The organism is Cellulomonas sp. 73-92 (assembly GCF_001898175.1).
Taxonomy (GTDB): domain Bacteria; phylum Actinomycetota; class Actinomycetes; order Actinomycetales; family Cellulomonadaceae; genus Cellulomonas.
In genome coordinates, this window is the sequence record NZ_MKTH01000026.1 from 57,105 (window position 1) to 66,643 (window position 9,539).

Genomic DNA, 9,539 nt, shown 5'->3' on the forward strand with positions numbered 1-9,539 from the left:
CGGCCCCAGGCGTGCTCGGCCCAGATGGAGCCGGCGATGAGCGTGAACGTCCAGAGCACGAACCCGACGGCGTTGAGCCGGAAGGACAGCGCCTCGAGGTGCAGGGCGTCGGGCACCTGGCGCAGCCACGCGAACCGCGGCCCGGTGACGCGCCAGCCGGCCACCGTGCGGCGCAGGCCGTCGGCGCGGGCCCACGGCACGGCGAGGTGCGACCGGTTCTCGGCGCGGGCGGCCGCGAGCAGCTGGAGCACGCTGGTGCCGAAGGCCACGGTGAACACCCCGGTGGCGCTGATCGCGACGCCGACGTGGATGACGAGCCAGTAGCTCTGCAGTGCCGGCGGCACCGCGTCGGCCCGGACGAAGAACACGTTGAGCGCGAGCACCAGCGCGAGCACCGCGATCGCGGTGACGACCACGCCGACGAACGCGATGACCCGCCGCCGCTGCACGACGGCCAGCACGGTGGTCGCGACGAGCACGCCGACGAGCGTGAACTCGTACATGTTGGCGGTGGGCCAGCGGCCGGCCGCGATGCCGCGCAGCACGATGCCGGCCAGCAGCAGCAGGACTCCCAGCCGGAGCGTCGAGCGGGCGATGCCCCTGGCCGGCGCCGGGCGTCCCGCGATCGCAGTCGCGGTGTGCCAGGAGGACGGGGGGACCGCGACGCTGCGCGCAGGTGCCAGGGACGGGCCGGGGTGGGACGACGCTGTCGCCGCCATCGCCGGGGCCCGGGCTCCCGCGTCGGCCGCCGTCGTGCCGCGTGCTGTCTGCCGTGGCCGGGCTGCCGCGTCGGCGATGGCCGCCAGGTTCGCCGCATCGGCGAACAGGGCAATGGTGAAGGCCGTCGCGGCGGCCCAGACCAGCAGGGTTGACAGGTCACCGGGCGTCATGGCGACTCCTTTCGAGCGTCGTGGTCGGCCGATGTGCGGCCGGTGATCGGCACGGGGTGCCCGAGCACGGCCGCGAGGATGCGTCCCAGCTCGGGCGCCAGCCCGACGTCGTCGCCTCGGGCCAGTCCCGCGGCGGTCACCACGGCGACAGGACCGCCGGCTCGGTCGCCGATCAGTGGAGCGGCCCGCAGCCACACTCGCCGGCGGGGCACGAACAGGGAGGCTGCCAGCCCACCGAGCGCGGCGAGGGCAAACCCGAGCAGCCAGCCCAGCGCCGGATCGCGCCGCAGGTCGAAGGCTGCGAACCGGGTGATCCCGTCGAAGGTGAGCGTGCCCAGGCCGTTCGGCAGGGTCACGGTCTGCCCGGGGCGCACGACGAGTGTCACCGGCGCCCCCGAGGAGTCGACGGCCTGCGTCAGGCCGGACTCGTCGAGCCGGTAGACGTTCTGCGGCACCCCGGTGTCCAGGCCCAGGTCGCCGGACCACACCGACAGCACCAGCAGGGGCGCGGTCGGCTGCGGGTAGATCGAGATCCAACTTCCCGCCGGCGTCTGCGCCGCGGTCGGCAGCAGGTACCCGACCAGGCCGATCTGCGGCTGCCCGCCGGAGACGTCCGGCACCTTGACCACACCGCGGGACGTGTACACCCGGTCCTGCGGCAGGAACGGCACCGGCCCGGACAGGGCGACGACACCCGAGGCGTCGCGCACCGTGACGTGGGGCGCGTAGCCGTTGCCCATCAGGTAGATCTGAGTTCCGCCGACATTCAGCGGGTCGTTGACCTTGATGATCCGGACGCTCGGCCCGGCGCCCGGCTCGGTGAGCGTGACACGCGCGGTGAAGTCACGGGCCGCCAGCGTCACCGGGTCGAACCGGGACTCGAAGTCGTCCAGGCGCAGCGTGAACGGCTCGAGCCTGGCCGGGTCGAACGCCCGCCCACGTTCGAACGTGTCGAACGAGGTCTGCGCGTTGGCGAACCCGGTGCCCGCCACGACGATCACCTGCGCCCGGTAGTGCAGCAGCTGACCGGTCGCCACCGCGACCAGCAGCCCGACGAGGGCCAGGTGGAAGACGAGGTTGCCGCTGTCCCGCAGGTAGCCGCGCTCGGCGGACGCCGACCAGACGCCGGCGCCCTCGTCGTGCACGTCGACCCGATACCGCCGGCCCCGCGCCAGCACGGCGGCCGCCCGCCGCACCAGCGCCTCGGGCTCGTCGGACGACGACGAGGTCGCCTGCGCCGGGAACCGCGTGAACCGTCGCGGCGTGCGCGGCGGCCGGGCCCGCACCGCCGACCAGTGCTGCCGCGACCGCGGCAGGATGCAGCCGACCAGCGAGACGAACAGCAGCAGGTAGATCGCGCTGAACCAGGCCGACGTGTAGACGTCGAAGAACCCCAGCCGGTCCAGCCAGATGCCGACCGCGCCGTGCTCGGCGATGTAGCCCGTCACCTTCGCGGCGTCCTGGCCGCGCTGCGGGAACACCGTGCCCGGCACCGCCGCGACCGCCAGCAGCACCAGAAGCAGCAGCGCCACACGCATGCTCGTCAGCTGTCGCCAGGCCCAGCGCAGCCACCCGACGACGCCGATCGCCGGCGCCGCCGCCGCTCCTGCCGGGGTGAAGGCGTCGTCGAGGCCCTCCGGGCGGTAGCTCATCTCACACCACCGGCACGAACGGGTCGGCGCCGGTCAGCAGCCCCTGCAGCCAGGCGGCCCAGTGCCCCCAGACCCCGGTGACCAGGGCCAGGCCGAGCACGACGAGCAGCCCGCCGCCGACGCGCAGCACGCCCAGCCGGTGCCGCGTCAGCCAGCCGGTCACCCGCCGGGAGCGCTCCAGCCCGAGCGCGACGAGCAGGAACGGCAGGCCCAGCCCGAGGCAGAACACCGCCGCCAGCAGGGCGCCACGCGCGGCCGAGCCGCCGCCGAGGGACAGCGCGAGGATCGCGGCGAGGGTCGGGCCGATGCACGGCGTCCAGCCCAGGCCGAACGTCAGGCCGAGCAGCGGGGCGCCCCACAGCCCGGCGCGTGGCGCCAGGTGCACCTTGCGCTCCTTCTGCAGGAACGGCACCAGCCCGGCGAAGGCCAGGCCGAGCACGACGACGAGCACGCCGAGCACTCGCGACACCGGGTCCTGCCACCGGGCGAGCCAGGCGCCGATCCCGCCGGCCACGGCGCCGAACGCGACGAACACGACGGCGAAGCCGGCGACGAACAGCCCGACGCCCGCCAGCACGCGCCCGCGCCGCGCCGCGCCGGCCTGCGCCCCGAGCGAGCCGCCGACGAACCCGACGTAGCCCGGCACCAGCGGCAGCACGCACGGCGACGCGAACGAGACCACCCCGGCGAGCAGCGCCACCGGGATCGCCAGCAGCAGCGAGCCGCCGGCCACCGCCCGGCCGAAGGTGTCGCCGACGTCGAGCGGGGTCATCGGCCGGCGCTCGCCGACGGGACGGCTGCCGGGGACGTCGCCGGGGCGCTCGGCGAGCCGCCGCCGGGCTCGGCGAGCAGCTCGTCGACGATCGACCGCACCGTCGACGGGTCGACCCGCCCGATGATGCGGCCGGCGACGCGGCCCTCGCGGTCGAGCAGCACCGTGGTGGGCACCGCGTTGATCGGCACCACGCCCTGCAGCGCCGCGACCGCCGAGCCGTCGGTGTCGACGATCGACGGGTACGGGACGGCGAACTCGCGGTCGAACGCGGCGGCGGTGCCGGTGGCGTCGGTCGAGTTGACGCCGAGCAGGTGCAGGCCCTGCGCCTCGTAGTCGTTCGCGAGCGCGACGAGGTCGGGCGCCTCGGCGCGGCACGGCGGGCACGCGGCGTACCAGGTGTTGAGGAGCACCACGTCACCGCGCCACGCGGCGACGTCCTGCGTGGCACCGTCGACGTCCGTGCCGGAGAGCTCGACCGGGCCGGTGCGCGAGCCGGCGGGCCAGGTCTGCGTGGCACCGTCGTCGGACCGGTAGCCAGGCTGTGTGGTCGCCTGACCATTGTCGGCAGTCGGTGAGGAACAGCCCGTCAGGGTTGCGACGAGCAGGATCGTCGCAACCCACGCCCGGACCTGCGGCCACCGCGGGCCGACCGGAGTGGTGCGTGGCTGGCGGCGACCGGCGCGGCGGGCGACGGCGACGAACCGGTGTGCGTGCTGCCCGTGATGCGGCCGGGCACATCCGACCCGTTCGCCATCGTGCGCGGCCGCGGCACCCGGAGGGTGCGAGTCAACACGTGTCCGGGCTGCCATGCCGGGCAAGCAGACCACCTGCCGCACGTGCGCTGCGACCCGGTCAGCCACGGGCCCGCCCCAGGACCGCGAGCGACCGGCGGAACACCGACGGCCGGGCGGCCAGCGCCTCGGCGGCGCCCGGTTCCGAGCGCGCGAACGCCAGCACCACCCCCAGGGCGGCCATGGTCATGATGAGTGCGGACCCGCCCGCCGACACCAGTGGCAGCGGCACGCCGATGACCGGCAGCAGGCCGATGACGACGGCGATGTTGACGAACGCCTGCCCGATCACCCAGCACAGGATCGCGCCGGTGGTGATGCGTGCGAAGGCGTCGTCGTGCCGCCGGATGATCCGCACCATCGCGAACGCCAGCAGGCCGAACAGCACGAGCACCAGCAGGGTGCCCAGCAGGCCCAGCTCCTCGCCGATGATGGCGAACACGAAGTCGTTGTGCGCCTCGGGCAGGTAGCTCCACTTCTCGCGGCTCTGTCCCAGGCCCAGCCCGCCCCAGCCGCCCGTGCCGAGCGCCCAGATGCCGTGCTTCGACTGGTAGGTGACGCCCTGGCTGCCCGGGTCGGCCGCCGCCGGGTCGAGCCACGCCTTGATCCGGCCCGAGCGGTTGCCCGAGAACATGACGAGGGGCAGCGTGACGGCCACGACCGCCACGACCGGCGCCACGAACATGTGCAGCTTGACCCCGGACACCCACAGCGCGCCGAAGACGAGCAGGAACAGCACGATCGCCGTGCCGAGGTCGTGGCCGAGCAGGACGATCCCGATCGCGCCGGCAGCCACCGGGACGGCCGGGACGAGCGCGTGCCGCCACTCGTGCAGCAGCGGCAGCCTGCGCGCGAGGACCGCGCCGAGCCACAGCGCCAGCGCCAGTTTGATGATCTCCGACGGCTGCACCTGGAAGCCGGGCAGGCGCACCCAGTTCCGGTTGCCGCCCTGGCTGGCGCCCAGCGGGGTGAACACCAGCCCCTGCAGCACCAGGGCCACTGTCAGCACCGGCCAGGCGGCTGCCTTGAGCCGACGCACCGGCGTGCGGGCCAGGACCAGGAGGATCGGCGCCCCGATCAACGCGAACTTCGCCTGGGAGACCACTTGGGAGTACGGCGACTTGCCCGCCGCCAGCGAGTCGACGCTCGAGCTGGACAGCACCATGACCAGGCCCAGGACCAGGAGCAGGGCGGTCGCCCCGGCCAGCACGTAGTAGCTCGTGACGGCGCTGTTCCACTGCCCCAGGGCGGACCGCGTCGACGAAGTTGGTGGTGGCATGCTCATGCCTTGCCCGCGCTGCGCTGGATGTTGTCGACGTACGGCTGGCGTCGATCTGCAGGACGGGCCCAGTCCGTTGCGATGCGTGCCCGGGTGCAGGCTGTCATCACCTGGCTGCCCGCGACGCTTTCGATCACGCTGCCGGCCGAGCCCCCGAGGTGGGCTGTCGTGGGCGGCCGGTCCGGCAGGCAGTGGTCCGCCGCTCCGGCGGGTGGTCGATCGGCCAGCGGCGTCGTCGCGGCAACTGGCGGTCTGGGCATCGGCAGGTGGCAGGTCCCAGCGACCGGCATCCGCCGCGGGACTGGTGCACCAGGCTGGCGTTGCGCCAGCACCCGAGAACATGCCCGACGATGACGCAAGACCTTGCCCTCTCTCTTGCGCTCGGACACGCCCCCCGAAGCATCGGGACGTTAGTCCCAAACTGTGCGGCACGGCTGACTGCGATTCGACTGAGGTCCGATCAAGCCCCGATGAAGTTCGCCAGCTTCGGGCGGTTCGCGCCAGCGTCCGCGCGGATCAGGACCCACCAGCGGTGCTTGGCGCAAACCCCGGATCAGAAGGGGGCGAGCCTGCGTCTACCCGACGTCGAGCGGATCGGCCGCTTCTGGCCCGACAGGATCGCGGCGATGCGCAGATTCGAGGTGACGACCCACCGGGGGGCGGCGCGCGTCGGCGCCCCGGTGGGCACCACTGGGTTTGCGAACGTAGCGCCGGTCCGCCTGCGCTCGGGTACCCAAACCACGGCGCGCCTGGCAGGTGCGCACCGACCTGTCCGGGCCGACCTGTCGCCTCCGGATGGCGCTCGCGCCCTCGACGTCGACGCATCGGCGCGGTCGCTCGACGCCGCTCGCAGCCGCAGTGCGTGCAACAACTGCTGGCTTCACGTGGTCACTGGGCCGACCGCGTCGAGGCTGATGTGGATCATCTCCTCGCGCGGCACCACCTTGACCCGTTGCCGACCGTGCGCCTGGCCGAGGGCGCGCTCGTAGGAGTCGAGCCGCAGCCAGCCGGCCCAGTCGACGACGCGCACGCCCCGCCGCGCCAGGAGCATGTCGAGCGACCGGGGGTCGCGGTCCGGCGCAGTCGGCAGTGCCGGCGCATCCTCGCGCAGATGCGCGATCGTCTCGCTCGCGTCGGATTTCGTGTGCCCGATCAGCCCGACGGGACCGCGCTTGATCCAGCCCGTGGTGTAGACACCCGGCAGTGGCGCACCGTCCGGCCCGGTGACACGGCCCCCGCGGTTGGGGATCACACCGGCGGCCTCGTCGAACGGCAGCCCAGGCAGCGGGCTGCCGAAGTACCCGATCGCCCGGTAGACCGCCTGCACCGGCCAGTCCGTCGTCTGTCCGCTGTCGGTGACGGTGCCGTCGCCGGTGAGCGTCATGCGCTCGGTGCGCAGCCCGACGACGTGCCCACCGTCCCCCAACACGGCGACCGGCTTGTGGAGGAAGTGCAGGTGGATACGGCGGCTGGCGTGCCGGTCCGCCGGCTCCTTGAGCGTCCAGTCGGTCAGCGTGGTGACCACCTGCCTGGTCTGGTTCGACGAGTCGACTGCCGCCATCGAGCCGGCGTCGAAGACGAAGTCCTCCGGGTACACCACGACATCGGCGTCGGGCACGTGGTCCAGCTCGCGCAGCTCCAGCGGGGAGAACTTCACCTGTGCCGGTCCGCGGCGGGCGAACACGTGGACGTCGGTGACGGGGTTCGCCGCCAGCGCCTCGTAGACGTTCGCGGGAATGTCGGTGGGCAGCAGGTCGTGGGCCTGCTTGGCGAGGATGCGGCTGACGTCCAGGGCGACATTGCCGGCGCCGAGCACGGCGACCTCGCGGGCGTTCAGCGGCCAGGTGCGCGGCACGTCGGGGTGGCCGTCGTACCAGGAGACGAAGTCCGCCGCACCGTACGAACCGTCCAGGTCGATGCCCGGGATCGGCAGCGCAACGTCGCGGACGGCGCCGGTGGCGAAGACCACCGCGTCGTACCGCTGCCGCAGCTCAGCGAGCGTGACGTCGGTGCCGTAGTCCACCCCGGCCAGCAGCCGGATGTCGCCGCGGTCCAGCACCTTGTGCAGCGCCACGATGATCTGCCTGATCCACGGGTGGTCCGGGGCGACGCCGTAGCGGACCAGCCCGAAGGGGGCCGGCAGCCGCTCGATCAGGTCGATCGCCACATCTCCTCCGGATCGGGTCAGGATGTCCGAGGCGTAGATGCCGGCCGGACCGGCGCCGACGACGACCACACGCAGGGGGGTGCTCACGACAACAACGAACCTTTCGGATGCAGCCAGACCACACTCAGCGGTCGCGGAGGCCCGGCAGGGCGGCGATCACTGTGCGCTGGCCTCGGCGACGGCGGGCGCATCGGTGGCGCCCACCTGATCGATGGTCACCTGGGCCGGCTCGCGGACCAGGTTCAGCGCCGGGCCGGGCACGAACCCGAGCACCAGCATGACGGCGACCAGCGGGCCGACGACCCAGCGCTCGCGCGCGCTCGCGTCGGGGAGCGTCTCCACCCCGGCGGTGACCGGACCGGTGAACGCCCGCTGGTACAGCCACAGGATGTACAGGGCCGCGAGCACGACGCCGAGCGTCGCGACGACCGCAGCCACGGGCTGGGTGGCGAACGAGCCGACGAGCACGAGGATCTCGCTGACGAACGGCGAGAGCCCGGGCAGGGCCAGGGCGGACAGGCCGACGACGAGAAACAGCCCGGCCAGCACCGGCACCGCCCGCTGCAGCCCGCCGAACGCGTCGATTCGTGCCGAGCCGCGCCGGGCCGCGAGGAACCCGACGAGCAGGAACAGCGCCCCGGTGGAGAACCCGTCGTTGACCATGTAGAACGACGAGCCCGAGATCGAGGTCGACGTGAAGGCGAAGATGCCGAGCACGATGAACCCGGAGTGGCTCACCGACGTGTACGCCACCATCCGGAACAGGTCCTGCTGGCCGATCGCCAGGAGCGCCCCGTAGAGGATCGAGACGACGGCCAGCACGATGATCACCGGGGCGACCCAGCGGGAGGCGTTCGGGAACAGCGGCAGGCAGAGGGTGAGCATCCCGAAGGTGCCGACCTTGTCGAGCACGCCGACCAGGAGCGTCGAGGTGCCGGCGGGCGCCTGCTCGGCGGCGTCCGGCAACCAGGTGTGCACCGGGAACATCGGCGCCTTGATCGCGAACGCGACGAAGAAGCTGACGAACAGCCACTTCTCGATCGTCGGGTCGAGGGCGACGCCCGTGAGCTTGTCGATGAGGAACCCGTCCGCCCCGCCCGGGCCGTGCAGGTAGAGCACGATGACGCCGATGAGCATGATCAGCCCACCGGCCAGCGAGTAGAGCAGGAACTTCACCGCGGCGTACCGCCGCCGCGCCCCATCTCGCCCGCCGAACCCCCCGATCATGAAGTAGACCGGGATGAGCATCGCCTCGAAGACGAGGTAGAAGAAGAACAGGTCGCGCGCCGCGAACACCGCGACGATGAACGCCTGCAGCAGCAGCACCAGGGCCAGGTACTGCCGCAGCCGGTCCGACGCCTGGGCGGCGCTGCCCTGCTCGCGCCAGGCGGCGAGCACGACGAGCGGCACGAGCAGCGCGGACATCGCGACGAGGACGAGGCCGACGCCGTTGACGCCGAGCGCGTACGACACCCCGAACGCCGGGATCCAGGAGTGCGTCTCCGTCAGCTGGACGGTGCCGGCGTCCGAGGTGTCGAAGGCGACCACCGCCAAGGCGGTGAGCACGAGCTCGACGAGCGCGAAGCCGAGCGCCACCTCGCGGGTGCGGCGCGGACCGGGCGCCGGCACGCCGGGGCCGTAGACGAGCTCGCCGCGCGCGACGGGTCGCGGCAGCGCCCACAGCACCGCCGCTCCGAGGAGGGGCAGCACGATGAGCGTGGTGAGCCAGGGGAACGAGGACATCGGTGGGGTCTTCTCCTCAGCTGCCCAGGACCAGGACGACGACGGCGAGCACGACGAGCCCGAGGGTCATCGTCGCGGCGTAGGAACGGACGTGGCCGGTCTGCACCTTGCGGACCAGGTCCCCGAGGGCGACGGTCGTCTTCGCGACGCCGGACACCGCGCCGTCGACGACGGCACGGTCCCCGAACACGAGCGACCGGGCGAGCATCCGGCCGGGGACGACGAGCACCGCGTCGTTGACG

The 9,539-nt window shown here is 73.0% G+C and carries 7 protein-coding genes and 1 pseudogene; all 8 read right to left on the minus strand.

The genetic code is table 11. The features are described 5' to 3' along the window. The coding region (gene ccsA, locus BGO37_RS17230) for a cytochrome c biogenesis protein CcsA (protein ID WP_291756995.1) at nucleotides 1–890 on the minus strand (890 nt) is incomplete at its 3' end. Further along, nucleotides 887–2,542, minus strand: a complete 1,656-nt coding sequence (locus BGO37_RS17235; RefSeq protein WP_291756980.1) for a cytochrome c biogenesis protein ResB — start codon at nucleotides 2,540–2,542, stop codon at nucleotides 887–889. The genes BGO37_RS17235 and ccsA, both read right to left, overlap by 4 nt. Before the next feature lies 1 nt (nucleotide 2,543). After that, nucleotides 2,544–3,314, minus strand: coding sequence for a cytochrome c biogenesis CcdA family protein (locus BGO37_RS17240; RefSeq protein ID WP_291756981.1), 771 nt, complete (start codon nucleotides 3,312–3,314; stop codon nucleotides 2,544–2,546). Next, nucleotides 3,311–4,126, minus strand: a complete 816-nt coding sequence (locus BGO37_RS17245) for a TlpA disulfide reductase family protein (protein WP_291756983.1) — start codon at nucleotides 4,124–4,126, stop codon at nucleotides 3,311–3,313. The genes BGO37_RS17240 and BGO37_RS17245 overlap by 4 nt, the downstream gene beginning before the upstream one ends. Before the next feature lie 43 nt (nucleotides 4,127–4,169). Next, nucleotides 4,170–5,387 carry a putative lipid II flippase FtsW gene (gene ftsW / locus BGO37_RS17250; protein ID WP_291756984.1) on the minus strand — a complete coding sequence of 406 codons (1,218 nt, stop codon included), beginning with the start codon at nucleotides 5,385–5,387 and terminating at the stop codon, nucleotides 4,170–4,172. 880 nt (nucleotides 5,388–6,267) lie between these two features. Beyond that, nucleotides 6,268–7,641 (minus strand): FAD-dependent oxidoreductase, encoded by a 1,374-nt coding sequence (locus BGO37_RS17255; RefSeq protein WP_291756985.1) that lies wholly within the window; start codon nucleotides 7,639–7,641, stop codon nucleotides 6,268–6,270. 69 nt (nucleotides 7,642–7,710) lie between these two features. Then, complete coding sequence (locus tag BGO37_RS17260; protein ID WP_291756986.1) at nucleotides 7,711–9,297, minus strand: NADH-quinone oxidoreductase subunit M; 1,587 nt, start codon at nucleotides 9,295–9,297, stop codon at nucleotides 7,711–7,713. Nucleotides 9,298–9,313: 16 nt separating this feature from the next. Then, nucleotides 9,314–9,539 (minus strand): annotated as a pseudogene (locus tag BGO37_RS17265) (NADH-quinone oxidoreductase subunit L); the annotation flags it as partial.